The following is a 26,513-nucleotide window of genomic DNA, read 5'->3' as shown; positions in this document are numbered from 1 at the left end:
GCCTGAACACCGAGGCGATTCGCCTAGCTGCGCGTCGGCACGCTCGCGCCACTCGTCGTCAAGCCACGCGCGAGACTGACGACCGCGCCCGCTGCGGCGAAGGCCGCCGCCACAGCGAGACATTTGGTCGTCCGGTCGGCAACGTTCAACTGGAACAGCATCGTCACGAGCGACGAGCCGAGACACCAGCCCACCGTTCGCGCCACCGCCACGAGTCCGCCCGCCGCGCCGCTGCGCGCGACCGGTCCGGACGTCATCATGGTGGTGTTGTTCGGCGTCTGGAAGAAGCCGAAGCCCGCGCCGCACACCGCCATGCGGATCGCGATGTCGAGGTCGCCGGGCGACGCCGGCAGCATCGCCAGCGAGACGAGGCCGCAGGCCAGCACTGCCAGGCCCACGCTGCCGAGCACCGCCGCCGGATAGCGCGCCGAAAGACGGCCGGCGATGGGCGCCGCCACGGCGACGAGCAGCGGCCAGGGCGTGACCAGCAAGCCCGTCTCGACCGCCGAGCGATGCAGCAAGGTCTGCAACAGGAACGGAACCGAGATGTACGCGATGATCTGCGCCGCGTACGAACAGACCGATGTCGCGCCCGAAAGCGCAATCACCGGAATGCGCAGCAGATCCAGCGGCAGCAGCGGCGCCGCCCGCCGGCTTTGATGCCAGACGAGGCCCATCAGGAACACCGCGCCCACCGCCAGCATGGCGATTGCCCGGCCCGTATCGTGGCCGAGAATATCGACGCCCAGTACGAGCAGGCCCAAGGCAATCGCGTTGAGCAACGCGCCCGACAGATCGAATGGACGCGCGACGCCCTGACCGCGTGGCGCGACGGCGAGAAACAGCGGAATCGCCACGACGCAGGCCGGCACGTTGACGAGAAAGAGCCACGGCCACGCGGCAACCGAGAGAATGAGCGCCGCCACCGTCGGGCCCAATGCACCCGACATCGCCACCACCAGCGCAATCGACGCAAAGCCACGCGCGATCAGACTACGCGGATAAATCGACCTGACGAGCGCCGGACCCAATGCCGCGAGACACGCGCCGCCCACGCCCTGGAGCACGCGCGCGGCCACGAGAAACGACAGCGACGGCGCACTCGCGCAGCACACCGAGCCGATCAGGAACAGCACCAGCCCGATGGCGTAAATGCGCTTATGCCCGACAATCTCGCCCAGCGCCGCCGCAGGCAGCAGACACACGGCCACGGCAAGCTGATAACCGTTCACGACCCACACGACCGCCGCATCGCTGGTCCCGAGTTCGCGGACGAGCGTGGGCAGCGCGATATTGGCGATGGCGCTGTCGAGGTTGCTCAGCAGAATGCCGAGCAGAATGCAGCCCATGACGAGCCATCGTTGGCGCTCCGGCAAGCCTTGCCCTTCTGCCGGGCGTTGCGGTTGTTCAATGTGCGTTTGCAATCTCAGACTCCGGCGGTGCGTCGTTTTTAATGACGCGAATAAAACGATTCGAACGCGATCCCGGCCAGCGCGGCGCGAATATCGGTGCTATCGATGCGAGTAATGGTCATGGCCCACTCCTTTCGAATATTCAATCCGGATTACGAATAAATACGCCGAATAGATTCACTGGGACGAAAAGACGCGGCGTCAATGGCTGAAGACGAACGCGATTTCGCCCATCGACCGGCATCACCGAAATCGATAACGTGCGAAAGGAAACTGGCGGGTATGACAACGAGAAAGTCGAAAAGCGGTTTCATGGCGGCAATCGGGCGTAGTGCATCATCGCCCCAAGCCACAGGCTGACGATCAGTTACGCGTTGATTGACGTAAACGCTTACGATCACCATTGCGGCGACCGGCGTATGTTAAGGCAGTGATTATTTTTGTGCAATCACGCCAACTGGCGAAACAGGCTTGCATAAACATGACAGGCGAGCGTGGTTTCGTCGTGCTTTAACGCGGTGAATGCTTTTGAAGCGCCGATTCAGGAAGGCGACAAACGAGTCCGCCCGCCGCCAGTGCGGCATGCGAACTCGTCGGTCAATGGAGATCTCTCAGATTCCAGCGTATCGCCGTTCGTGAATGACGGCGTGCCAAGACGGTAATCGACGGTAAGATTTGCATCAACTGCGCTAAATCGCTACAGCCAACACTTCATTTCCAAATATTCCGGATAAGTTGCCAGAACGATTGATTCGCTGGACACCCTCGCATCTATCCGCTACGTAAGCCGTCGTAATTTACGTAAATGGACGTGCATCCGTCGCCCTGTTACCGTTTTCGTGTCCGTGGCGTGGTTGCCGCGGATACCTCCAGATCGATTCCGCTCCGGAAAAGGTCTTTCCGTCGCGTCCACCCCGGTCGCGACGGCTTTTTATGTCATCGCTTGCGTCGTTTTGCTGAATCCCCACATGAACGGCCATCATGCCGAGCATGCATATCCGGTCCACGCCCGGAGCGAGCAACGCCTGGCGCGTCGAGCGCGATCCGAAGCGTGAGCGACGCCCGCCGGAACTGCCTCACGGCACCAGCACGGCCTTCGCGCCACCCGCGCCTTCGTACGCCATCGCCGCGTCGATCTGCGCATAACGGAACGTGTCGCCGATGCGCGTGCGAAACAGCGGATCGTCGATCACCGTTTCCAGCGCCTGCAGCGCGGCCTCCAGCCGCCCACGATCCTTGACGGTGGCGCTGTCGAAATTGCTGAAGCGGCGGATGACGAGATTCTTCATCATCACCAGCGCGCTCGGAAACGAGACTGGCGACGCCCCGTCCAGAAAGCCGTAGCACCAGATGGTCGAATTCACCGGCAACGCCGTGGCGACTTCGCTGAGCAAACTGCCGCCGACGCCATCGAACACGGCCGTCGCGTCGAGTTTGGGCGCGCGTTCGGCGAGTTCAGCCGTGAAGCCTGCGCCGGTCACGATCACGTGCTCGACGCCCGCCGCGCGCAGCGCATCGCGCGCCGCGTCGGTGCGCACGAGGAAAATGGCCGGCAGGCCGCGACGGCGAGCGAGTACCGCCAGCGCATTGCCGGTCGCCGAATGCCCCGCCGTCACCACGATGCCGCGATGTCCGGCCGCGACGCTCTCCTCGATAAAGGCGTAGGCCGTCATGACGTTGACGAGCGAGCCGCTGTAATCGCGCGACTCGACGTGGTCGGGCAGGATCAGGCAACTGGTGTACGGCACCTGCGCACGCTCCGACCACAAGCCCACGCTTTGCGCGCTGCGCCCGAGCGAGCGGTAGATCGCCACCTGACGGCCGACGTAGCGCGACGGCACGCCTTCCCCGACGGCGATCACCTTGCCCGCGCCCGACGCGCCCCAGACGTCATGCTGAATCGCGGGCAGCGCGACGCCCACCGACGCGGGCCGCTTGAGAAAGGTCTTGTCGCCGTGATTGATCGCCGACGCCGTCATCTCGATCACTACATGGCCCGCCGCCGCCTGCGCCGGAGCCGGCACGTCACGCACTTCCAGGTCCCGCGTCGCGGTCACGCAAATCGCTTTCATCGTTCTGTTCCTCCCGAAAAAGCCTCACCTTAACGGTCCGCATCCATTGCGAAAATGGCCACAATGGACATACCATCCATTCCATTCTGGAATTGACGACAAGGAACAACCCCGTGGATCGACTCGATGCGATGCGCCTCTTCGTCAGGCTGGTCGAGACCGGCAGTTTCACGGCCGTGGCGCGCGCCGAAGGCATGGGGCAACCGGCCGTCAGCAAGCAGATCGGCGCGCTGGAGCGCTATCTGGGCGCGCCGCTGCTTGCGCGCACCTCGCGCCGCGTGAGCGTCACGGACGCCGGGCAGGCGTTTTACGCTTCGGCAAAGGCGCTGCTCGACGATTTCGATCTCGCGGAATCGGCGGTCGGCGTGCGGCAGCAGTCACCACGCGGCCTGATCCGGCTCAGCACGTCGCCCGTGCACGGACGCCTGTGCATCACGCCGCTGCTGCCCGCGTTCTTCCGGCGCTATCCGGATGTGGAAATCCAGATGTCGGTCTCGGAGCGCCAGGTCGATCTGATCGGCGACGGCATCGATCTCGCCGTGCGCCACGGCCGCATGCAGGATTCGGCGATGATCGCCCGCAAACTGTGCGACTCGCCGTTCGTGCTCGTGGCGAGCCGCGCCTATCTTGCGACGCATGCCGCGCCCGCGCATCCCGACGACCTCGATGCGCACGCGTGCGTGGTCTTCGCGCATGGCCGGGAGCGTCGTCCGTGGATATTCGGCTCGGGCGACGAGGCGATGGCCTACCTGCCGCGCGGCCCGTTCACGACCGGCGACGCCGAGCAGATTCGCGCGGCCATTCTCAGCGGGCTCGGCGTGGCGCAAGTGCCAGCGTGGGTCGTCGCGCCGGAGATCGCCACCGGCGACGTGCAGGTGCTGCTGCCACAGTTTCAGCGCGACTCGCTGCCCACGCATCTGGTGCATCCCGCCGGCCGGCGCGTGCCCATGCGCGTCAAACTGCTGATGGATTTTCTGCTGACGGCATTCGCGGACGCGAGCTGAAACGATGGCGACGGCGACGGGCGGAGTGCATGGATCGTTGCGCACGCATCAAACCGCAGCCGCGACGCCCACCGTCATCAACATGCCATAAGCGGCTTGTACGCTCGGGGGTCACGAAAACTCCCCTCTGCGATTCGCATGCAATCCGTCACTCCAGTGTGCGATCGGGCATCCGTGCGCGCCGTCCGTTTCAGCGTCCTCGCGAGCGCCACGCTGGTGGCCCTGCAGCTCACGATCGGCTGGTGCGCGGATTCGCGGGCCATCATCGCCGACGGCACGCATACGCTCGTCGATCTGCTCGTCGACGCGGTGCTGTTCGCTTCGCTCTTTCTGCGCCTGCGGCAATGGCGCGGGATGCCCGCACGCGCCCTGTCGTGGACGCCGGCCACGCTGTGCACGGCGCTATCCGCGTTCGCAGGCGCGACGCTTCTCGCGCAGGGCATGGGCGCGTTCTCCGGCGATCCGACTGCGGCAGCGGCAGCGGCAACATCGGCGACGACTGGTGGAAGCTCGGAAAGCTGGGTGCTGCTTGCGGCGTTGCCGGTCATCGCGATCCGCGAGTACATGGCGCGTCGGCTCGGGGCGACCGCCGAGTCGGTTTCCGATACCGACGCCCACGCGGCGAGCGTCCTGAGCGCGAGCGCCTGGCACGCGCGCATCGACGCCTTGTCGGCCTGCGCGGCCGCCGTGGGCGCGGGCGGCATCCTCGCGGGCTTCGGCGGGCTCGACCAGATCGCGACGGGCTTAATCGGCGTCATCATGCTCGCCACTGCGCTCTTTTCAGCCAACAGCCCGGTGCGCAAAGGTCTCAGACGCCTCAGAAACCTGGCGTCGCGCGCCCTCCGCGCACGCGCCGCCGCCGGGCAAAGCGGCAGCATCGAGGCCTGAGCGCCGCTACTGGCGTTGGCCGCACCACACTAAGACATCGGCGCGCATCGGCGACATAAGCGCGCCGCTCCCCTCCGTCCATCGCCTTCCGTCCCCGCCAAAAACTGACATAACCCAACTGCCGCTCCGGTTATTCCGCCCACAATAAATGATAATGGTTATCATTTACAAATCCTGACGACGTAGACACCCGGTCTGCGTAAAGGGCACCTACAGGAGCCTCGATCATGCAACGGCACGCCATGCCTGCTCCCAGCCACCCGTCCGCACGCGATTCGAGCCTGACCCAGTGGCAAACCATCACGCGCCGGGCAATCGCCGCGGCGCGCGAAACCGGGGCGGCCTCGTCGCTTGCGGGCCACGAGGAAGCGCTGTGGATCGCGCGTCAACTGCTCGCCGCGCCGCCGCCCGCGCACGCGGAGGATTGCGTGGCGGCCTTCGTCGTCTCATGTCACAACCTCGCCGATCTGCATATCGATCAAGGCGACAGCGACACGGCCGCCAGCTATCTCTGCCGCGCGCACGAAGCGCTCATCGCGCTGATCCTCGACAACACCCGAACCGCCTCGCTGCGCCAGGCCGCGTTGCGCCACAGTCGCGAAACGCACCTCGCGCTCGTCGCTCACGTAGCAAGTCACGGCGCGCATCCGCTCGTGACGCGCGTCCTGCGTAGCGCCTGCCTCGCATTGAACGTCGACGGTCCCACGCAGCACTGACCCTCCACTGAACTTTTTGCTGCGCCACGCGGCCAGCCTCGCAAGGAGTCTTTCGATGTCCTATGTTTTGCCGGATCTGCCGTATGCGGTCGACGCGCTCGAACCGCACATCGATACCCGCACGATGGAGATTCACCACTCGAAGCACCATCAGACCTACGTCAACAATCTCAACGCCGCGCTCGAAGGCACCGAGTTTCAGGATCTACCGGTCGAAGCGCTGGTCGCGCGCGTCGAGTCGCTGCCCGAAGCGCTGCGTCCGGCTGTGCGCAACAACGGCGGCGGCCACGCCAATCACAGCCTGTTCTGGACCGTGATGTCGCCGCGCGGCGGCGGCGAGCCCGATGGCGCGCTGGCCGCCGCGATCGACGCCGATCTGGGCGGCTTCGCGGCGTTCAAGGACGCCTTCACGAAGGCCGCGCTCACGCGCTTCGGCAGCGGCTGGGCGTGGCTCAGCGTGAATCCTCATGGCAAGCTCGTGGTGGAAAGCACGGGCAACCAGGACAGTCCGCTGATGGCCGGGCTGATGTCGGGCAACACGCCGATTCTCGGCCTCGACGTCTGGGAACACGCCTACTACCTGAAGTACCAGAACCGGCGTCCCGAATATATCGGCGCCTTCTACAACGTCATCGACTGGGCGGAAGTCGCTCGCCGATACGCCGCCGCACGCGCATAACGACACGCAACACGCGCATGGCGCCCGGCGTCATGCGGGAGGCTCGATGAACACGGCGACAGACAGCTGCACGCTCACCGGGCGTGCCACCACGGCGATCCGCGAAGTGCTCGCGGGCGGCCCACGCGGACCGCGTTCGATGCTGCTGTTCGCAGGCCCGGCCGTGATCGCGTCGATCGCGTACATGGACCCGGGCAACTTCGCGACGAACATTCAGGCAGGCGCGGGCTTCGGCTACTCGCTGCTGTGGGTCGTGCTCGCGGCCAATCTCGTGGCGATGCTGTTTCAGGGGCTGTCCGCGAAACTCGGCATCGTCACCGGCCGCAATCTCGCGGAGCTGTGCCGCGAGCAGTTCTCGCGTCCGGCCGTCTACGCGATGTGGGTCGTGAGCGAAGTGGCCGCCATGGCGACCGACCTCGCCGAATTCCTCGGCGGCGCAATCGCGCTCGCCCTGCTCTGCAATCTCCCGCTGATCGCCGGCATGGCGATCACCGCCGTCGTCACTTACGCCATCCTCCTGTTCGAGAAAAACGGCTTCCGTCCGATGGAAATCGCCATCGGCGCGCTCGTTGCCGTGATCGGCCTGTGCTATCTCGTCGAGATGTTCATCGCGCCCGTTGCGTGGAGCGACGTCGCGCGCCATGCGCTGATTCCGTCGATGCCCGGCGGCGGCGCGCTGATTCTTTCGGCGGGGATCGTCGGCGCGACGGTGATGCCGCACGCGATCTATCTGCACTCGGGGCTGACACAGAACCGCATCGTCGGCGGCGATGCGCGCGAGCGGCGCTTGCTGGTGCGCTTTTCGAATCTGGAAGTAATCGTCGCGCTGTCAGTGGCCGGGCTCGTCAACATGGCGATGGTGATTATGGCGAGCGCCGCGTTTCACAGCAGCCACAGCGACATTGCGGAAATCGGCACCGCCTATCGCACGCTCACGCCGCTGCTCGGTGCGGGCGCCGCTTCGCTGTTTCTCGTCTCGCTGCTGTGCTCGGGCGTGTCCAGTTCGGTCGTCGGCACGATGGCCGGGCAGATGATCATGCAGGGCTTCGTCGGCTTTCGCATTCCGGTCTGGCTGCGTCGACTCGTGACGATGTTGCCCGCGTTCGTGGTCGTCGCGCTCGGCGTGAACGCGACGCAGGCGCTGATCGTCAGCCAGGTCGTGCTGTCGTTCGCGCTGCCGGTGCCGATGATCGCGCTGGTGTGCTTCACGCGCCGCCGCGACATCATGGGCGAATTCGCCAACGGACGCTTCACCGATATCGCGGCCATCGCCGCCACGGGCGTCGTTCTGGTGCTCAACGCGGTGTTGCTGCTGCAGACTCTGGGCATTGCGCTGCCGGGACTGAGCAGCGTGTAAACGCAGTTTGCGTCGATGCAAAAAAAGCGGCGCGCGCCTCGATGGCGCGCGCCGCTTTGTGTTTGGCGCTACCTGGATCTCACATCACGAATACGCGCGGCCCTGGTAATCCGTCCACTGCTGCGTGCTGAAATCGTAGAGCTTGCAGTGCTGCGCCGTCGAAAAATACCAGCGCCACGAAAACGGCTGGATCACGATGCGCTCGGGCAGCAACGTTTCGAGCGTCGATTGCGCCTCTTCGAGCCGGTACAGCGGAATGCTCATGTCGAGATGGTGCGCGGTGTGCTCCATGATGTGATGCATCAGCGCGCCGAAACGCCATTTGAACGTCAGATGCACGGTGGTCGAGATGAACGGCTGCGCGTTCGCCCACGCCGTGCGGTCGTCGTACCAGCGCACGCGCGCGTGCGTGTGGTGCACGTAGACGACGAAGCCGATCATCGAGCACCAGAACAGGAACGGCACCGCGAAGCCGAACACCAGCAGCACGAACACCGATTGCCCCGTCGCGAGTGCGGCCGCGACCAGGCCGCCCAGCCAGAACACCGCGTACACGGCAACGAGGCAGCAGTCGCGGAAGAACACCGGACGGCGCGTCGGCATGGCGGCCTTGGTCGGGAAGAACATGCGGCGCCACCAGATCTCGATCATGTAGTAGAGCCCGGGCCCCCAGCCGCTGCGATAGATGCGCTCCATCATGCGGCGCGGCCCCGACAGCGCACGGAATTCCGCGAGGCTCAGCGGCGCCCAGATGAAATCGAAACCCTTGAGGTTCGTATAGCCGTGGTGCACGACGTTGTGCCCGACTTCCCAGAGGCTGTACGGCGTAAGCGACGGCAGGAACGCGATGCGGCCGAGCCATTTGTTGAGCGTGCGGCGCGGCGTGAGGCTCTGATGGCACGCGTCGTGTCCGATGATGAACAGACGGCCGATCACGAAGCCCGAAAGCAGCGCGCCGGCGAACTTGAGCCAGAGGCTGCGCGCGAACACCACGAGCGCGATCAGCGCGGCAAAGATCGCATAGTCGATCAGCAGGAGGACGATGGGATAGACCGTCGTGCGTCCCGAGAGCGAAACCAGCCACGAGCGCAGGATCTTGCGGTGCGGCAGCGGGTCACCTGGCGGTATAGGCTGGACAGGTGCAGTCATAGTTCGAATTACCTCGATGATTAATAAGAAGCAGGCCGCCAACGCCAGGCGCGTGAGCGCGTGCGAAACGCGCGGGCGGCAATCATGCGTTTGCGGCGCGGCCCTTTCGGGCGGCGCGCCGCGCACCCGGAACCTTTAATCAGTATCCCGAGGGCCGTATTGATAGAGATCAAGTTTTTGAAAGTGGCTAGTCGGCGCTATCGACCGATGCCGTATTTCTCGATGCCGTCACGCGTTCGAGCGCGTCGGGGTGCTCGACCAGAATGCATTGCTTGCCCGTTCGGGCGCAGTAATCCTTCACGCGCCACCAGTCGCCGTGACTCACGCAGCCGGCCTGACAGATGACGAGATCGGCGTCGGCAAGACCCGCTTTGAGCTGTTCCGCACTGGCCGCGTTCGTGCGCACGAGGCGCACGCCGCTCTCCGCGAGCGCCCGTTCGGTGCGCGCGGTTTCGTCGGCGTGCTGGGCGGTTTCGCGGTCCTGCGCGATCCACATGACGACGCGCCTGCGCTCGGTCGGCGGCGCAGCCGTTCTCGGCTCGCTCGCGGCGTTTGAGGCGTTTGAGGCGTTCGAAGCGCTTGAAGCGTTCGAGGCGGCGACCGGCGCGCGCTTCGCTTCGGGAGAGCGGCGCATCAGCGCGTGCACTCTTGCTTCGAGCACGCGCACCTGCTGGGCGAGCGCGAGGCGCTTCGGCAGCCCCGCAATCGCCGTTTTCACGTCGTGCAATTCGTCGCGCGTCCACGCGAGCGCGGTTTCGCGGATCACCACGGCGGCCCGCAGTCGCATCGCCTGGGCTTCGAGCGCCGCGATTCTCTGCGCCTGCGCGTCGATAACGGCCGACGCGCGCCGTTGCGCCCGCCCCAGTTCCCGAACCACCCTGCCGTGCTCGTCGCACAGGCGCACCCAGTTCAGATCAGTCGCCGTCATGTTCATTCACCCTCGCAGGCATTCGCGTCCGAATTGCTCGTCTCGATCCCAGCCATAATAGCAATGATTCTCATTTACCAGAAGTCTCCCTCCCGACGCTGGGGGGAATGCGCGGCGCGATGCGCGAGCGACAATGCGCTGGGGATGGGTCTTCGAGGACGCGTGCGGCCTTGCCTTCGGCCAGTGGCGTCGGCGTTTGCGGCGGATGGAGTCGAGCGTGCGGCGCGCGGCGAGACGCCGCAGCGGGATGAAGCAGGTAACAGCACGAAAGATTTAAATGGCGCGGAACGCGAAGAAACGCCCGCGCAGTCGCGACTCCTCAGTCGCGACTCAATTGACCACGCGCTCGCCCGGCCGCAACGTCAGCACGCGCACGCCGTTGCGCGTCACCGCGACCGTGTGCTCGAACTGCGCGGACAGTTTTCCGTCGCGCGTGACGACCGTCCAGCCGTCGTCCTCGGTCTCGACGGCGGCGCGGCCCTGATTGAGCATCGGCTCGATGGTAAAGACCATCCCTTCGCGCAGCGTCAGCCCCGTGCGCGGTCGGCCCCAGTGCAGCACCTGCGGATCTTCGTGCATTTCGCGGCCGATGCCGTGCCCGCAATACTCCCGCACGACCGCATAGCCATTGCGCCGCGCGTGCCGCTCGATCGCATGCCCCACGTCGCCGAGCGTGGCGCCGGGACGCACCGCGCGAATGCCCTTCCACATCGCCTCGTAAGTCACATCCACGAGGCGTTTCGCGAGCGGCGACACTTCGCCGACCAGATAGGTCTTGCTGGAATCGGCGATATAGCCGTTCTTCTCCAGCGTGATGTCGAAGTTGACGATGTCGCCGCTTTGCAGGATCTCGCTCGCGGACGGCACGCCGTGGCACACCACATGATTGCGCGACGCATTGAGCGCGTAGGCGTAGCCGTACTGCCCCTTGCTGGCCGGCCGCGCCTTGAGTTCGTTGACGATGAGACCGTCGACGAGATCGTTCACCGCCATCGTCGACATGCCGATCAGGCTCAGCCGGTCCAGACGCGCGAACACGTCCGCGAGCAATTTGCCCGACTCCGCCATCAGCGCGATTTCCTCTGGCCGCTTCGTCACGCAGACGCCACCTTGAGCGCTTCCGCCGCCACGCCCGCGGCGCGCAGTTCGCGCGTGACGATCTCGTTGAACGGCGTCGTCGGATTCATTTCGCACAACATGCCGACCTTGATCCAGAACGCCGCCTGCGCGTTGATCGAGCGGCACGACACGCCGCTCGCCTTGCGGATCTGATCGTGCAGATCGTCGTCGATATTAACAATGCCCACTTGCTGCTCCGTATATATGATCCATATACGAATCATATATACGGAGCAGCAAGTCGTGCAAGCGATATCTGGCTCAGCCCGCTTCGAGCGCGGGGCGCAACTGCTTCGTGTCGCGGCTGGGCGGCGCGCCGAACATGCGCGCGTACTCGCGGCTGAACTGCGACGCGCTCTCGTAGCCGACCGCGAACGCCGCCGCCTCGACGCCGATCGCCTGCGACAGCATCAGCCGGCGCGCCTCGAGCAAGCGCAACTGCTTCTGATATTGAACCGGCGTCAGCGACGTCAGCGCCTTGAATTGCCGATGAAACGCCGAGCGGCTCAGTTGCGCGACCGAGGCGAGTTCGTCGACGTGAATCGGCGCGGCGTAGCGCTGGCGCAGCGAACGGATCGCGTTCATCACGCGTTGCGAGGGGCTGTCCGCGAGCGCGAAGCGCGCCACCTCGCCGCCGTGCGGCCCGGCCAGCAGCCAGTAGCTCATCTCGCGCCGGATCAGCGGCGCGATGGTCGCAACCGCCTCGGGCGTGTCGAGCAGGCGCACGAGGCGCAGCGCGCAGTCGGCGAGCGGGCCGTCGAAATCGGTCACCAGCACGCCCCGCGCGCGCTGCGAGGCGGCCACGGGCGGGCGCGGCATCTGCTCGACCACGCTGCGCAGTTCGCCCAGATCGAGTTCGACGATCAGCACGAGGCAAGGCTCGTCGGGCCGTGCTTCGAACACGCGGCCGAGCGACGGCGCTTCCACGCCGACCACCAAGGCCTGGCCCGCGCGGTATTCGAGCTGGCTGCCGCCGAACGTCGCCCATTTCGCACCCTGCGCGACGATGCACATCGCCGGACTCGCGAGCCGGTAGGACGGCGGCGTCGGGTGATCGGAGCGAAGAATGAGCACGCCGTCGATGGCCGTGGCGTAGGGACTTTGCGCGGTCTGACGCTGCGTGTAGCGCAGCATCGCCGCGGCGAGCGGAGCGGACATGATCGGGACAATGACGGAGAAAGTGGGCGGACGACGTGCGCCGAGCATACTCCGCCCGAGCACAATCAGGCAGAAATCAGGCGCGTTTCGGCATTCAAGCGCCCCCTCTCGCGTTCATAAAATCGCGGTACCCACTGATTGAATGAGAGAGGAAAACCATGTCACAGACGACTCAACCCCTTTCCGGCCCGATCGCGATCGTCACCGGCGGCAGCCGCGGCATCGGCCGCGATACCGTGTTGCGCCTCGCGGCGCGCGGCGTTCGCTCGATCTTCACCTACCGCTCGAACGAGCAGGAAGCGCAGGCCGTGATCGCGCTGACGAAGGAAGCCGGCGCGCCCGGCGTGGCGCTTCGGCTGGACACCGGTGTTGCCGCCGGGTTCGAGGCGTTCGCCGCGCAGGTGCGCGACACGCTCGGCGCGATGGGCGCGCAGCGCTTCGACTATCTGGTCAACAACGCGGGCACGTCGTCCGCCGCGAGCCTTGCCTCCGCGACGGAAGCCGAACTCGACGCGCAATTCGCCGTCCATTTCAAGGGCGTGTTCCTGCTGACGCAAAAGCTGCTGCCGCTGATGAACGACGGCGGGCGCATCGTCAATATCTCGTCCGGGCTGGCGCGCTTCGCGTTTCCGAATCGCGCCGTCTACGGGCCGATGAAGGCGGCCGTGGAAGCGCTCACGCGCTATATGGCGCTCGAACTGGGGCCGCGCCGCATCGCGGTCAACGTGGTCGCGCCCGGTGCGATCGCCACCGATTTCAGCGGCGGCATGGTCCGCGACAATCCGGAAGTCAACAAGGCGGTCGCCGATCACACGGCGCTCGGCCGGGCCGGACTGCCGCAGGACGTCGGACCGGTGATCGCCGGGCTGCTGTCGAACGATTTCGGCTGGGTGAACGCCCAGCGGATCGAAGTCGCGGGCGGGATGCATATCTGACGCGCGGTTTGCCGCGCGTCAACGCAAAAGCGGCGCTCCGGGAGCGCCGCTTTATTTGACCGCCCTGAATCAGCGGTCCTACTGCGCGCTCTTACTGCGCAGCGGTCACGGGCTGGGCTTCGACCGTGCGCACCCAGCCGCGCGTGTCCGGCGCCTTGCCGCGCTGGATGTCGGTGAGCAGCGTGCGCAGCTGGCGCGTGACCGCACCCTCGCCGCCGTCGCCGATCTTGAACTCGCCGCCGGCGTGACGCACGGCGCCGATCGCCGTGACGACCGCCGCGGTGCCGCAGGCGAAGGTTTCCTTGACACGGCCCGACGCCGCATCGGCTTGCCATTCGTCGAACGCATACGGCGCTTCATTGACCGTGAAGCCCTCGGCGCGCGCCAGTTCGATGATCGACGCGCGCGTGATGCCGGGCAGGATCGTGCCCGACAGCGGCGGCGTGCGCAGCGAATTGTCGTCCATGACGAAGAAGATGTTCATGCCGCCGAGTTCCTCGATCCAGCGATGCGAGGCGGCGTCCAGGAACACCACCTGGTCGCAGCCGTGCGACGAGGCTTCCGTCTGCGCGATCAGGCTGGCCGCGTAGTTGCCACCGCACTTGGCCGCGCCCGTGCCGCCCGGCGCGGCGCGCGTGTAGTGATCCGACGCCCACACCGTGACGGCCGACTTGCCCGACTTGAAATAGGGGCCGACCGGACACGCGATCACGCAGAAGAGGAACTCCGAAGCCGCGCGCACGCCCAGATAGTTCTCGATGGCGAACATGAACGGACGCAGATACAGGCTGCTGCCTTCGCCGCCCGGCACCCAGGCGCGATCGATGTCGACGAGCGCTTCCACCGCGCCGACGAACAACGCTTCCGGCAGTTCGGGCATCGACATGCGGCTTGCCGAGGCGCGGAAGCGCTTGGCGTTTTCCTGCGGGCGGAACAGCGAAATCTCGCCGTTTTCACGACGGTAAGCCTTCATGCCTTCGAAGATTTCCTGGGCGTAGTGCAGCACCGCGCAGGCCGGATCGATTTCAAAAGCGCGGCGGGGACCAACTTTGGCGTCATGCCAGCCGAGGCCTTCCTTCCAGCGGATCGTGACCATGTGGTCCGTAAACACCTTGCCGAATACGGGGTCAGCTAACGACGCGGTGATGGCGGCGGCGGGCGTCGGCTGCGGGTGGCGTTCGAGGGTAAACTCGGGCTGGGGAGTGGCAGTCTTGTTCATGGCGTGTAAAAAAGCTGGAAAAATGCGCCCGTAATGGTCGGCGGCCCTCCAGTATGGCAATTTCGTCGCGGACGCGCCAGCGAACCCGCTTATTTGTGCAGTGCAGTAACGGCGGTTTCGACGTCGCAGCCTGCTTTCGTCAAGCGCTGGTGGACGGTGGAGCGACGGCTGGCGACGGCCCCGAGTCGCCATGAGTCGCTATGAGTCGCCATCTGTGCCGGAAGAATGACCGATCTGCGCTCGCGCCTTGCGGCGCTTCCGGGCGGAACCTTGGGCGACGGCAATCCGCTCCGCAGACAATTTCCGCCGATCAGCCCATTACTCAGGATTACCAGGAAAATCGCCTCGGCAAGAAGTCGACACCCGGGCCTTTCCAGATCACCCACGCTTAATTTGTCGGGATACGATGCGCTCTCGCCAGGAGCATTGCGTGAAGGAAAATGTAAGGAAAATCGTCGCTGAGTTGAATGCACGCGGCATTCAGTTGCCGGACGGCGATATTCGCCTCGGTGGCTTCGGCGACTCCGCAGCGCTTTCGAATTCGCTGATCGATCTGATCGTTGCCGGCGCGAAGCGCGCAACGTCCAGCCTGCTCTGGTCGTGGCACTTCGACAACGAGACGCCACCCAGGACGGGCGACGTCGAAATCGTTCTCGACTGGCAGGGCGCGCCCGCCTTGATCCGCCGGACCACGCAAGTCGACATCACGCCGTTCGATTGCGTGGCCGCGGATTTCGCGGCCGGCGAAGGAGAAGGCGATCTTTCGCTCGCGTACTGGCGAAACGAACATTGGCGCTTCTTCAGCGAAGAATGCAGGCGAATCGGCCGTGTGGCGGAAAAGACCATGCCGGTCGTATGCGAGCGCTTTGAAGTGCTTCGGGCGCTGACGCCCACGCAATGAATTGTTAGCGGCTAATCTCGGCTAATCTCGACCAATCCCTATTCCCACTAACGATCGCTAACCCGCCCCGATCCCATGTAAATCCCTGCTCGTCCCGCACTACCTCATGTCGCCGCAACCCTCACGGGTGCGGCCGGTTTTGCACGAACAGGGAATTGATCCATGGAATTCAATCCGGACACGGGCGCGCTCGCGCCCTCGCCGCAACTCGCCCATTCCGAAGAATGGTTCGGCGCTTATCGCGACTACTGGTGGAACGCCGATTTTCTCGACCTGATGGCCCAACGCTGGCGACTCGCGGATCGCCACAGTCTGCTCGATATCGGCTGCGGACAATGTCACTGGAGTCGCTTGCTCGCGCCGCGCATGGCGCGAGGCGTGCACGTGAGCGCGCTCGATCGCGATGTCAAATGGGCTGCGGGCGACGCTGCGATTGCATCGGCATTCGCGGCTTTCGGCGCGAGCGTCGCGTTTCGGCAAGGCGATGCCCAGGCGTTACCGTTCGCCGACGACAGCTTCGACGTCGTGACCTGCCAGACCGTACTGATCCACCTTGCCGACCCGCTCGCCGCCTTGCGCGAAATGCGCCGCGTCGTGCGGCCCGGCGGCATCGTGATCTGCGCCGAACCCTGCAATCTGGTGCAGGCCGCCCTCGCGAACGCGACGACCACCGACCTGTCGATCGACGAGCTTTGTGATGCGTTTCGTTATGCGCTGCTGTGCGAGCGCGGCAAGCGCGCGGCCGGAGAAGGCGTGTTATCGCTCGGCGATCGCTTGCCGCGTGTGTTTCAGCTCGCCGGATTCACCGGCATTCAAACCTGGCTCTCGGATAAAGCCGCGCCAATCCTGCCGCCTTACGACGATCACGAAACGCGCGTGAATCTGGCTGAATTGAATGCGGCGCATGACGTCGCTCGCGCGGCATTGTGGGAGAGTCAGGTCGATGGCTGGGTCGCGGCGTTGCATGACGTCGAAGCACAGGCGTTCGTGGCCGGCATCCACGCAAAACGCGCCGAAAGCCAAAGCGAATTGCGCGCGTTGATCGATGCCCAATGCTACTGGGACAGCGGCGCAACGCTCACGTATTTAGTCTCGGCGGGTAAATAACGGCGAGGTGCGCGGGCAAGACGCCCGCGCATTCGACATGCCGATGTCCCCATACGGCGAGCGCCGGGCGGACGAAATAAAAAGTGCCAGCAGTCGCTGGCACAAGCCGATCTTGCCGGGGAAGCAAACACGGCGGGGAAATCAGTGAACCGAATTAACTGTTCGGTACAAATCAGACACGCAGTGTAATCGCGACGCTCCAAAAAATCCATGACTCCCCAAATTTGTTTTGTAACTCGCGTGAATAAACATCAGACGAAGCGCGGTCGATTCAATCGGTACGAATAATTCGAACGAACGGTTGTCTTATTCGCCGTCGCGAATCACACGTTGTTGATCGGGCGTGTCGCTGGACGCACTCATGCGTTCCCCATAGCGAACGTAATCGGCACCCGGCGACGTCTTGGCGATATACATCGCGGTATCGGCCTTCGCCAGCAATTCTCCGGCATGGTCGCCATCGGCGGGAAACTCGCTCACGCCAATGCTCACACCCACATCGACCGAATGCGAGCCAACGGGCACGGCCAGGCGCATTGCGGCCTGAATGCGCGCCGCCGTCGAGTCGATCGCATCGGGCGAATGCACGTCGCCCGCGAGAATCACGAACTCGTCGCCACCGAAACGCGCGACGATATCCGTCTCTCGCAGCGCCGCGCGCAGACGCTGCGCCACCACCACGAGCGCGGCGTCGCCGGCGGAATGACCGAAGTGATCGTTGATCTGCTTGAAGCCGTTCAGGTCGACGAACAACACCGCCAGTTTTTCGCCGCCCAGCGCAGCGCGACCGATCGCGAATTCGAGCTGATCCATGAAACGCATGCGGTTCGGCAAACCGGTCAGCGCGTCGTGCCCCGCGAGATGCGTCAACTCTTCCTGACGCGCGTGCAGTGCGTGCACCTGCGAGCGGATCTCGCTGCGCATGCGCTCGAAACAGCGCGCGAGCACGCCGATTTCATCCGAACGCGCAACCGGCAGACGTTGAATCGCCGCGTCGTCGAAGATGTGCGTCACCGCATGGGCCAGCGTGCGCAGCGGACGCACCAGCGCACGCGCGAACAGGATCGCCAGCACGATCGCGATGACGCTCGATATCAGCGCGAGCCACACGATCTGCGCACCCAGCGCGTTGGCGGGTTCGAGCACGTCGCTGAGCGGCCGCGCGAGCCCGAGCGTGACGAAGTGCCGGTCGTCCACGACGCCATATGGCAGGCGCGCGAACGCGAAGACCTCGGCGGGCGGTTCATGCGCGTGCGCGAAACCGTTAAAGGTCACGTTCGACTGGTTGCCGTCGAAGAGCGCCGCGGTGAGCGGGAAAGTTTTCTGCATCAGCACACGGCGCCCGCGCGCGAAACCGAAGGTCTGCGACGGGTCCGGATGCACGAGAAAATCGCCCCACTCGTTCGCCATGTACACCGCGTAATCGGACGGCAAATCGCGTTCGATCCGCTCGAACACGCGCGTCAGATCCACGTCGATCACGAGCACGCCGATGTTGCTGCCGCTCGTGTCCGCGACGGGCGTGCCGATGCGCACCACCGGCTGATCCGGGTCGGACGCCGCGCCGCCCTCGAGTCCGATCTGCGAAAGATAGACGTGCCCCGCATTCGCGGTCAGCGTATCGAACACATAGGGAAACTGGCCTTTCTCCTGCAGCTCGTCGTCGGGCACGACCGTGATGCCGTGCTCGCCGCGCGCAACGCGCACGCGTTCGAGGCCGAAATTCGAACGCGAAATCAGACGGATCTGCCGATACTCGGGATGTTGCAGCATGAAGCCGACGAAAACCTGCTTGAGCCGCGTGCTGCCGAGCCCGGACGCTTCGCCGAGCGCAACCTGCACCGACGACGGCAGCGTTGCGAGCACGAGCGCGTCGGCGGCGACGTCGCCGAGCGCGGCGGTGAAACGCTGGCCGAGGAGCTGCGTCGAGGTCAGCAGGCTGCGCTCCGCTTCGCGCATGAGCAGCCGGCGATTGGCCTGATACGTCGAATAGCCGGTCGCGCCCGACGCCAGCACGCCGATGCACACCAGCAGGATCGAGAGCCTCGCCGTCAACCCGAGCTTGATCATTGCGGGAAGGTCCTCAAGCGATCACCCGATTCGATGCGCTGCCAGAGCGCCTCGCGCTGGCCGATGTTCTCGACGAGTTGCAGCCAGACGAGCTTCGGCCCTGCATCGGACGCGCCGCCGGGCACCGGCATCATCGTGTTCGCAAGCCCTTCGCGCTGCGTCAACTGCTTGCCGATCTCCGGCTCCTGCATATAGTCGAGCCATTGGTGCGCGAGGTCCAGATTGCTGGCGTTGCGCGTGATCGCCCAGCAATCGAGCCAGGCGAGCGCGCCTTCGTCGGGCATCACGTAGCCCACGTCGACGCCCGCCTTGCGCAACTGCTCGACCTGCTGCGTACCGTAATTGCCGAACATCAGCGCCGCGTGATGCTGCACGAACAGCGCCGTGGCCTCTTCGGGCAGTGTGTAATAGGTCAGAAGATTGCGCCGCAAATTCACGAGCTCGCGCGCGACGTCGCGCATCTGCCCGGGCGTCAGATGAAACGGATCGGGATAGCCCAGCGCGAGCGCCGCGAACGAGAAGTTGTGCTGCGCGCTATTGAAATCGAGCACCTTGCCGCGATAGCGCGGATCCCACATCACCCGCATCGAACTCGGCGCGACCGCAAACTGCTTGCGGTCGTAGATGAGTCCCATCGACGACCAGGTGAACGGAATGGCGTATGCGTGACCGGCATTCACGAGTCCGCGAATGTCGGAGAGGCGCTGAAAAAACGGCTGCTGCCAGCGGCGGTTGGGAATTTTCGTCAGGTCGAGCGGGCTCAGCATGCCCGCCTGCGCGTAGCGCGCGATCTCGGCGGTATTGGCCGCGAGCACGTCGAAGGGCGGCGGCACGGCGCTATGCATCTGCGCCCACAGCGCTTCATCGGAATCGACGATGGTGACTTCGACCTTGGCGTGAAAGCGCTTTTCGAACGCCTGGACCCAGTCGTCGTCGGCATAGCCGGGCCACGCGAGCACGCGCAACACCGACTGGCGCGGCGTGTTGGAGTCCGCAAGGGTGCCGGTCCAGAGAAAGCTCAAGCCGAGAATGACAACGGTGACGGGCGTCACCCATCCACGCTTGCGACAACGACTGCCCGCACCCGGAATGACCCTGCCAACGACGGTAGTGAAGCGTCGCCACATGTCGCCAACTTATTCGATGCCGTTTTAAGGTTCCGCGTCGCACGGTCCCCTTTTTGACAGAACGAAGACATGGCTTCGCTCGCCCCCGATTCAAAGCGGGAAGCCGATATCGACGATATCGAATATCACACGTGCCGGATTCCCGACGCATATTCTATCGAAGAAAGAAAATGAGAATATGCGTTTCGGGTTTTTATCCACACTGGAGAAAAACGGTCGTTTTAAATGGGCGATTCGTGTAGTGCGGATTGCTGTTTCGTGGATGGAATGGCGGCGTAATGAAGAAGTCATTGAATTGGCGATGACTACACCGCGCGCCGCTCATCGATTCGACTTCACCTCGCTGCCGCCACCATCGCAAGCGCCGGGTCCGCTGCCCATTCCTGCAACGATCCATCGTAGATCGAGACATCGTCGCGGCCCGTCAAGGTCAGCGCGAGTGCATCCACGGCGGCTGAAATTCCGCCACCGCAATACACGCAAACCGGCTGTGCGCGATCGAGCGCGCCCAGCGCCGCGTGCAAAGCGGGAACCGCCGCGTACCGCCCGCTTTCATCGAACAGCCCGCGTGCGGGCACATTCACACTGCCCGGAATATGCCCGCGCCGCGCATAGCGGCTCGCCGAAACACCCGAAAACACCTCAGCCGACAACGCGCACACCAGCGTGCTGCGAACCGCACCCGCCACGATCGCTTCGACATCGGCGCGGTCGGCCCACATCCCTGCGCGCTCGCGCACCTCGATATGCCCGCGCGCCACCGCCCTTCCCGGCCCGCTTTCGACCGGCAGATCCGCCGCCCGCCAGGCGCGCCAGCCGCCATCGAGCACACGCGCATCGATGCCGATCCAGCGCAGCATCCACCAAAGCCTGGCGGCCCAGAATCCATCGGCGCGATCGTAGATCACCACGCGCGATCCGTTGCTCACGCCCAGCGTTTCAAGGCCGTGCGCGAGCGCGGACGGCGCAGGCCGCATGAACGACAGCGTTTCATGCGGCGCGCTCAACACGGCGCTCAGATCGGCATGACGCGCGCCCGGCACACGTTGCGCGAGCCAGCCGTCGTAACCGCTCGCCACGCGGTAATCGCCGTCGAAACGCGGCGACGGCAATTCCACATGCGCGTCGAGCACCACGAGATCCGGCTCGCCCAACTCGCGCGCGAGCGCCGCCGCTTCGACCAGCACGTCGGCGCGACGTGTATCGTGTGTCTGCTCAATACTCATGCTTTGGTATCCTGACGATATCGATTTCGTAACCACGCAAGCAGACGCATGCCGTCCTCGCTCTCGAACCAGCGCGCGTGCCCGATCAGATAGCCATCGTACGCAGCGTTCACGCCCGTTTCATCGCCAAGGATATCGTCGAAATATTCGACTTCGAGCAGCGCGAATTCGGTGTGCACGATTGGCAGCAGCGCGAGCAGCGCTTCGTGCTCGGCCTCGCTCAACGGCGCGAGCGACGCGTAGCCGTCGAGCAGCGCGGCGATCTGCTCGTACTGCACCGTGCGCGTTGCGGGCGCGGCGAGCCAGTCGATCGTATTGCGCTCGATGGCAAGCGCGAGATCGTAGACCGCACAGGTGCGATCCGCGAGACCGAAGTCGAGCACCGTGCGCACCTGCGCGCCCGGCGCGGCATCGGTCCACAACAGGTTCGACGCGTGCCAGTCGCCGTGCGTCCACTGAGAGCGAAGCGCCGGCAGCCACGGCACGAGCCGCGCGTGAGCGGGCGCGATGACCTCGGCGATATCGGCGCGCCAGTTGTGTTTCGCCAGCGAGCGCGCGAGGCCGGGTTGCGCCTGCACCCAGGCGTCGAGCGTCGGTTCGAGCGTCGGCGAACTCAGCACGCGAAAGCTCGACAGCAACGGCTGAAACGCGCGCGCGGGCGCGTCGTAATCGGCGGCGGCCAGATGCAGACGCGCCAGCGTGCGGCCCGCCGACCACGCGTGGCTCGCGTGAAAAAACGGCTTCCACGACATCACGCCGCGATACGCGTCGAGTCCCGGCGCGGCCGCGTGCACCTCCCAGGTCCAACCGTCCTGCGCGATGGCCGTTCGGCCCGCGCGATCGGCGAGCACCTCCGCGACCGGCACGCCGCGACTGCGCAGATGCGCGATGAAGCCGTGTTCTTCCGCGAGGCCCGCAACGCTGCGCAAACGCGCGTGATGACGCTTCACGAACCACGCGCGGCCATCGAGCGTATGCGCGAGCACCGCCGATGAAAACGGCCGCGGGCTGTGCCACGCGATCTTCGCGAGCGGCGCGAGATCGGCAAAACCGGCGAGCAGGCGCTCGACTTCGTCACGCGTGATGAGCGGCCAGTCGCGCTCGGCCTTCTCTCCGTCGACTGTGAATTGCGGCGCGGCGCGCGCGGCGGCGTCGCGCGTGTCGGCTTTCGCGGCGGGGTCGATATCGTGATCGTTATCTTGTTCGTGCTTCATGATGTCGATGATCTCGTTGGCGTGGCCGCATCAGACCCGGCTGCCCGACGCCGCATACGCGGCCTGCTCGGCATCGGCACGCAACGCACGCGACCAGTCGCGCCAGCCGAGCGCCGCAAGCAGCAGGAACAGCGCATACAGCCCCGACGTGAGATACAAGCCCTTATAGATGAACACGCCCACGTAGATCACATCGACCACGATCCACAAGGTCCACGACGCGATGTAGCGCCGCGCGGTCCAGTATTGCGCGACCAGACTGAACGCCGTGAGCGAGGCATCGACCCAGGGCAGCGCCGCATCTGTGAAATGCGCCATCGCCGCGCCGAGCAGCACGCTGCCGACCACCGCCGCGAACAGGTCGGGCGCGAGACGCGCGAGCGTCAATCCGCCGACCGGCACGACCGGCTGCGCGTCGTCGCTCGCCTGCTGCGCGCCGCCGCGCTGTTGCGCGAGCCAGCGATGCCAGCCGTAGAGTTGCAGCACCGCGAATGCGCCTTGCAGGAGCGCATCGGAATAGAGCCGCGCGTCGAAGAAGATCCAGCCATACAGCGCCACCGAGGCCAGCCCGACCGGCCAGCACAGCATCTTGCGGCGCGCCGTGAGCCAGATGGCGAGCGCGCTGACGATAACGCCGATGATTTCGAGTGCGGACATGATGTGTAGAACGTTCCTTGTCGGGTAGCGGGTACGTACGGGCGGGTGCGTACGGGCTTGTGCGTCGTTTATTGCCGCGTATCGTCGGGCAGAAAGGCGTTGGTAAATGCGTGCGGACTCTGCGAGGCGTCGCGCAGCACGCCATGCCGGCCAAGCCATTGCGCGTAAGGATGCACGAGCGCCTCGCGCTGCACGCCCCACGTGCCGTCGTGCGTCCACGTGGGCGCGATCAGCGGCAGCGAGCGCTTGAGCAACGCGCGCGGGAAATACGGAATCACGCGCTCCAGCGACGGCAACGCCCGCTCGGGCTCCTGCGCGACCGCCAGATAGCCGCGTCGCGCCGCCGCCAGAAACCCGCGCACGAGTTCGCCGCGCGTTTCCAGCGTGTCCTCGTGCGCGCCGAGCAGATAGCTATGATAGGCGGGCGCGCCGATTTCATCGACCGGCCAGATGCGCCGCTCGTCGTCCGGCACGCGCGAGGCGAACAGCGTGTCCCACGCCCAGTAGCTGCCGAACGAGGCGTCCGCCTCGCCGTCGAGAAAGCTTTCGGGCGGCAGTTCGCGCACGCCGCTATCGACGATGGTGATCGCATCCGGATCGCCGCCGTCGTGCGCCACGAGATGGCGCACCATCGCCATGCCGCGCGGCGTCGGGTTCAGCGCGAGACGCCGTCCCGCCAGATCGCGCGGCCGTTCGATGCCGGTGGCCGCGACGGTCTGGATCGTCTCCAGCGCGCGATGATTGATCGCCGCGATGCCGACGAGCGGATGGCCCGCCTCGCGCTGCACGAACAGGCGATTGCTCGGGAACACGCCAAAGTCCACGTCGTGGCGCGCGAGATGCGCGAGCGCGTCGCCGCGCGCCGGGTCGGGCACGACGATTTCGACGTCGAGTCCCGCCTCGGCGAACCAGCCTTCGTCTCGCGCCACATAGAAGCCCGCCGCATTCGTCCACGGATGGAAGTACTCGAGCATCAGGGTCATTCGGGTCATGCAATTTCTCCAGCGGCCACGGCCACGCGAACGGAAGTCATCAGAAGTCGTAAGTCACGGACAGACGCGCCGTGCGCGGCGCGCCGAGGAACAGATACGCGTCGCCCTGCTGCTCGCCCGCATCGCTCCAGTAGTAGCGGTTGAAGAGATTGTCGACCCACAGGCGCACCACCGTGCGATGGCCCGCGAGCTTCGTCGTGTAGCGCGCGCCCGCGTTGAACACGATCCAGCCCGGCACGCGCGCCGTGCCTTCCTCGTTGGCGTTGCGGCTCGAACTGTATTCGATGCCGCCGAGCAGATCGAATCCCGCGAGGCCCGGCACCGACCAGTCCGCGTTGAGCGCCGCGCGCAAGGCCGGCACGTTGATGACCTGATGTCCTTCGTACGCGGGCGTGCCCGAATCGTAGGCGCGCGCGCGAATCGCCGCGACGCTCGCTGTCACCGACACGCGCTCCGTCACGCGTCCCGACGCCGACAGCTCGATACCGTCGTGACGTTCCGTGCCGCGCTGCACGAAGGTATAACCGGCCTCGGACGCATCGGGCTCGGCATACTGGAACGGCTTGCTGATCGAAAACACCGCCGCCGTGAGACTCAGGCGATTCGCCCAGTCGTACTTTGCGCCGATTTCATACTGATGCGACTCGACGGGCGGCAGGAACGCATAAGCATTGCTCGCACGCACGGGCGCCTGATCGCCGAGCGACAGATCCTTGCTGTACGACGCATAGAGCGAGAGCGGCGCGACCGGCTTGTAGACCAGCGCGATCTGCGGCAGCAACGCCGATTTGTCGGTGCCGGTCTCCGGGCCGTCCTGGCTCGTCCACGCTTTCTGGCGCAGGAACACGGCGCGGCCGCCCGCCAGCACTTCCCAATGCTCGCCGAGACTCACGCGGTCGGTGGCGAACAACGAATACTGCCACGCGTCGAGTTGCGGATACGACACGCTCGGCGAATTCGGCGACGGCGCGAAGTCGACATCGTCGCCATAGATGTTTTCGCTGCCCACGTAGTCGTAGACCGCATCGGACAGATGCACCACGCGATGCAGCGCGCTCGTGCCGAACAGCACGTCGTGGCGCAGCGGTCCGGTCGTGAATTTGCCGTCGACGGCCACGCGCATTTCGTCGTTGCGGCGATATTCGCCGGGGCTGCGATAGTCGTAGACGTCGTAGTCGCCGTTCGAGCTGAAGAAGTACGGCGACGTGCCGCCCGCGCCGCAACTCGACACGTAATAACAGCCATACGCGAACGCAACGTTATCGTCGATCATCGTGCGGCTGCGGCCGGCTGCCACATACGCGCGCCAGTTGTCGTTGAACGCGTAGTCGAAGCGGCCGTTGATGTTGAGCGCGTCGGTGGTCACGGGTTTGGCCCAGGACTGCGCGCCCAGCAGTTTCGACGACGACACCGCCGACGGCACCACCGTGCCGCCCAGCAATTGATAGCCCGACGCCGAACGCTGGATCCACTGCTGGAATTCCGCGTTCAATTGCAGGCTCGCGCGCGGATCGATGTTCCAGTCCGCCGCGATCGAGCCGAAGGTGCGCCGTCCGTTCGTGCCGTCGATGTACGAATGCATGTTCTCCTTCGCGGCATTCACGCGCAGGCCGAACTGATCGTCGGGACCGAAGCGCCGCCCGAGATCCACGGCCGCCGATGTCGAGCCGCGGCTGTCCACGCCGGCCGTCACGCTCGCCACATTCTCGGGGCGCTTGCTCACGTAGTTGACCACGCCGCCCGGCGAAATCACGCCACTGTCGATGCCTGCGAGACCCTTGAGGATCTCGACGCGCTCCTTGTTTTCGAGCGCCACCTGCTGCTCGCCGGACAGCGTGAGACCGTCGAGCCGATAGGCGCTCGCCGGATCGAGCGCGAAGCCGCGAATCGAAAAGCCCTCGTAGTAGCCGACCGGCGCGTAATCCTTGTTCACCGAAGCATCGTTGCGCACCACGTCGCTCAGACGTTTGGCCTGCTGATCGTCAAGCTGCGCGCGCGTGACGACCGTGATCGACGCGGGCGTATTCTGCAGCGACGCATTGTCGTAGCCCGCGACCGACGCCGTGCGGGCGCGCCATGCGTTGCCGCTCGCGCCGTTGACCGTGACGGTCGGCAACACCGCGTTACTGGCCGATGCGGCCACGGGCGGCGCGGCCTTATCAGCCGGTGTTGTCGGTGTTGCCGCTTGTGCCTGATCCGTCTGATCGGCTAGCGCTGCGGTGGCCGCGATCACATTCGCCGCCATCAGACTCACGCTCAGACCGACACCAACGCCCACGCCCAGACGCACAGGCCCCGCGAATCGCCGCGCCACGACGCGCGGTACGGATGCCGCGCGTGATCTCCCCGAATATCGTTTCATGTATTTCCTGCTGATGGTTCCGCCCTTGAACGAATTACGGCGCGATTGCGTTGACACGCATAAAGCCGCATTCGCATAGGGATTTGCGGAATAACGAAATCACCGTTTGCAATATATGAATTGCATGGCACTCCGACTCAAATGTGCCCGCTATACTGCGCGAAACGGCATTCGAACATAGCCGCGCCGCGCGGTCCAATGACTTGTTGTCGTTGTGGTGA

General features: G+C 65.2%; 23 protein-coding genes. 8 read left to right on the top strand and 15 right to left on the bottom strand.

The genetic code is table 11. The features are described from left to right. Positions 1-23 precede the first annotated feature (23 nt). Both G5S35_RS28930 and G5S35_RS28925 read right to left on the bottom strand, forming a co-directional pair. Positions 24-1,424 carry an MFS transporter gene (locus tag G5S35_RS28930; RefSeq protein WP_237181565.1) on the bottom strand — a complete coding sequence of 467 codons (1,401 nt, stop codon included), beginning with the start codon at positions 1,422-1,424 and terminating at the stop codon, positions 24-26. A gap of 1,064 nt (positions 1,425-2,488) precedes the next feature. After that, positions 2,489-3,484, bottom strand: coding sequence for a zinc-binding dehydrogenase (locus G5S35_RS28925; protein ID WP_183039612.1), 996 nt, complete (start codon positions 3,482-3,484; stop codon positions 2,489-2,491). Between the two features lie 113 nt (positions 3,485-3,597). On the opposite strand from G5S35_RS28925, the gene G5S35_RS28920 reads away from it, so the two are divergent. From G5S35_RS28920 to G5S35_RS28900, 5 genes are all read left to right on the top strand, one after another. Beyond that, on the top strand, positions 3,598-4,488 hold the full coding sequence (locus G5S35_RS28920; RefSeq protein ID WP_074986234.1) for a LysR family transcriptional regulator: 891 nt from the start codon (positions 3,598-3,600) through the stop codon (positions 4,486-4,488). Between the two features lie 174 nt (positions 4,489-4,662). Next, entirely contained in the window at positions 4,663-5,376 is a 714-nt protein-coding gene (locus tag G5S35_RS28915) for a cation diffusion facilitator family transporter (RefSeq protein WP_183039611.1), read from the top strand. Between the two features lie 227 nt (positions 5,377-5,603). Beyond that, the gene (locus G5S35_RS28910; protein WP_080180387.1) at positions 5,604-6,092 is read left to right on the top strand and encodes a DUF2753 family protein; all 489 of its coding nucleotides are present in this window, start codon (positions 5,604-5,606) and stop codon (positions 6,090-6,092) included. Positions 6,093-6,147: 55 nt separating this feature from the next. Further along, on the top strand, positions 6,148-6,771 hold the full coding sequence (locus G5S35_RS28905; RefSeq protein WP_074986231.1) for a superoxide dismutase: 624 nt from the start codon (positions 6,148-6,150) through the stop codon (positions 6,769-6,771). Between the two features lie 46 nt (positions 6,772-6,817). Next, positions 6,818-8,128 carry an Nramp family divalent metal transporter gene (locus G5S35_RS28900; protein ID WP_074986230.1) on the top strand — a complete coding sequence of 437 codons (1,311 nt, stop codon included), beginning with the start codon at positions 6,818-6,820 and terminating at the stop codon, positions 8,126-8,128. Between the two features lie 84 nt (positions 8,129-8,212). Here the strand turns inward: G5S35_RS28900 and G5S35_RS28895 are convergent, their stop codons facing one another. From G5S35_RS28895 to G5S35_RS28875, 5 genes are all read right to left on the bottom strand, one after another. Further along, on the bottom strand, positions 8,213-9,277 hold the full coding sequence (locus G5S35_RS28895; protein WP_183039610.1) for a fatty acid desaturase: 1,065 nt from the start codon (positions 9,275-9,277) through the stop codon (positions 8,213-8,215). Positions 9,278-9,464: 187 nt separating this feature from the next. Then, on the bottom strand, positions 9,465-10,205 hold the full coding sequence (locus G5S35_RS39625) for a DUF2325 domain-containing protein (protein ID WP_237181561.1): 741 nt from the start codon (positions 10,203-10,205) through the stop codon (positions 9,465-9,467). 330 nt (positions 10,206-10,535) lie between these two features. Further along, the gene (map, locus tag G5S35_RS28885) at positions 10,536-11,303 is read right to left on the bottom strand and encodes a type I methionyl aminopeptidase (protein WP_074986227.1); all 768 of its coding nucleotides are present in this window, start codon (positions 11,301-11,303) and stop codon (positions 10,536-10,538) included. After that, positions 11,300-11,512: a ParD-like family protein gene (locus G5S35_RS28880; protein ID WP_065060615.1), complete on the bottom strand. Its 213-nt coding sequence runs from the start codon at positions 11,510-11,512 to the stop codon at positions 11,300-11,302. The genes map and G5S35_RS28880 overlap by 4 nt, the downstream gene beginning before the upstream one ends. Before the next feature lie 73 nt (positions 11,513-11,585). Next, positions 11,586-12,482: an AraC family transcriptional regulator gene (locus G5S35_RS28875; protein WP_110328640.1), complete on the bottom strand. Its 897-nt coding sequence runs from the start codon at positions 12,480-12,482 to the stop codon at positions 11,586-11,588. A 158-nt stretch (positions 12,483-12,640) separates the two neighbouring features. On the opposite strand from G5S35_RS28875, the gene G5S35_RS28870 reads away from it, so the two are divergent. Further along, positions 12,641-13,417, top strand: a complete 777-nt coding sequence (locus G5S35_RS28870) for an SDR family NAD(P)-dependent oxidoreductase (protein WP_065060577.1) — start codon at positions 12,641-12,643, stop codon at positions 13,415-13,417. Between the two features lie 91 nt (positions 13,418-13,508). Here the strand turns inward: G5S35_RS28870 and G5S35_RS28865 are convergent, their stop codons facing one another. Next, entirely contained in the window at positions 13,509-14,636 is a 1,128-nt protein-coding gene (locus tag G5S35_RS28865; protein ID WP_065060576.1) for a branched-chain amino acid aminotransferase, read from the bottom strand. 247 nt (positions 14,637-14,883) lie between these two features. Between G5S35_RS28865 and G5S35_RS28860 the strand changes: the two genes are divergently transcribed. After that, complete coding sequence (locus tag G5S35_RS28860; protein ID WP_237181559.1) at positions 14,884-15,537, top strand: ASCH domain-containing protein; 654 nt, start codon at positions 14,884-14,886, stop codon at positions 15,535-15,537. A gap of 162 nt (positions 15,538-15,699) precedes the next feature. Continuing rightward, positions 15,700-16,644 (top strand): class I SAM-dependent methyltransferase, encoded by a 945-nt coding sequence (locus tag G5S35_RS28855; protein WP_183039609.1) that lies wholly within the window; start codon positions 15,700-15,702, stop codon positions 16,642-16,644. Between the two features lie 306 nt (positions 16,645-16,950). Here G5S35_RS28855 and G5S35_RS28850 read toward each other — a convergent pair whose 3' ends face one another. The 7 genes from G5S35_RS28850 to G5S35_RS28820 all read right to left on the bottom strand — a co-directional run bounded on the left by G5S35_RS28850 (position 16,951) and on the right by G5S35_RS28820 (position 26,292). Further along, positions 16,951-18,714, bottom strand: coding sequence for a sensor domain-containing diguanylate cyclase (locus G5S35_RS28850; RefSeq protein ID WP_183039608.1), 1,764 nt, complete (start codon positions 18,712-18,714; stop codon positions 16,951-16,953). Next, positions 18,711-19,841, bottom strand: a complete 1,131-nt coding sequence (locus G5S35_RS28845; protein WP_074986221.1) for an extracellular solute-binding protein — start codon at positions 19,839-19,841, stop codon at positions 18,711-18,713. The genes G5S35_RS28850 and G5S35_RS28845 overlap by 4 nt, the downstream gene beginning before the upstream one ends. A 335-nt stretch (positions 19,842-20,176) precedes the next feature. Continuing rightward, on the bottom strand, positions 20,177-21,067 hold the full coding sequence (locus tag G5S35_RS28840) for a sulfurtransferase (RefSeq protein WP_074986219.1): 891 nt from the start codon (positions 21,065-21,067) through the stop codon (positions 20,177-20,179). Further along, entirely contained in the window at positions 21,064-22,281 is a 1,218-nt protein-coding gene (locus G5S35_RS28835) for a phosphotransferase enzyme family protein (protein WP_183039607.1), read from the bottom strand. Before G5S35_RS28835 ends, G5S35_RS28840 begins: the two co-directional genes overlap by 4 nt. Positions 22,282-22,311: 30 nt before the next feature. Next, entirely contained in the window at positions 22,312-22,938 is a 627-nt protein-coding gene (gene pnuC / locus G5S35_RS28830; RefSeq protein WP_074986216.1) for a nicotinamide riboside transporter PnuC, read from the bottom strand. A 68-nt stretch (positions 22,939-23,006) separates the two neighbouring features. Then, the gene (locus tag G5S35_RS28825; RefSeq protein WP_065060569.1) at positions 23,007-23,930 is read right to left on the bottom strand and encodes an ABC transporter substrate-binding protein; all 924 of its coding nucleotides are present in this window, start codon (positions 23,928-23,930) and stop codon (positions 23,007-23,009) included. Between the two features lie 40 nt (positions 23,931-23,970). After that, positions 23,971-26,292 (bottom strand): TonB-dependent siderophore receptor, encoded by a 2,322-nt coding sequence (locus G5S35_RS28820; RefSeq protein ID WP_183039606.1) that lies wholly within the window; start codon positions 26,290-26,292, stop codon positions 23,971-23,973. Positions 26,293-26,513: the final 221 nt, after the last annotated feature.

It is taken from the genome of Paraburkholderia tropica (genome assembly GCF_014171495.1).
Taxonomy (GTDB): Bacteria; Pseudomonadota; Gammaproteobacteria; order Burkholderiales; family Burkholderiaceae; genus Paraburkholderia; species Paraburkholderia tropica.
Note: the sequence above shows the minus strand (reverse complement) of the source record. Positions and strands in the feature narration are given on the sequence as shown.